This is a genomic window from Kytococcus schroeteri (genome assembly GCF_002847825.1).
Taxonomy (GTDB): Bacteria; Actinomycetota; Actinomycetes; order Actinomycetales; family Dermatophilaceae; genus Kytococcus; species Kytococcus schroeteri.
Genome location: NZ_PKIZ01000180.1, coordinates 1 through 300, shown reverse-complemented (window position 1 = coordinate 300; position 300 = coordinate 1). Strand labels below are relative to the sequence as shown.

Annotated in this window: 1 pseudogene; it reads left to right on the top strand. The window is 63.7% G+C overall.

Annotated elements, in window-relative coordinates:
* Nucleotides 1-300: pseudogene (locus tag CYJ76_RS12080) on the top strand (hypothetical protein); the annotation flags it as partial.

Here is a 300-nt window from a genome sequence, read left to right as displayed (position 1 = left end):
CGCGTGGCCGGCGAGGAGGGCTTCGACCCGCGCAAGGGTGAGCAGTTCCAGGATCGCGTGTTCATTCCGAAGTATCAGTCCAGCACTGAGCCGGAGCGCGCCACGCTGGGCTACCAGATCAACCACTCGGGCATGACCGTGACGGTCTCCATGGACCACATCCTGGACATCGACAATCCCTCGGATGAGACGGACACGGGCGTGGATACCGGCGTGGAGGTCTCCACGGAGGTGGAAGAGGACGTCGCGCGCGTGACGTACCACCTGAACGGCAAGAAGGGGATGAAGATGCGCCTGGAG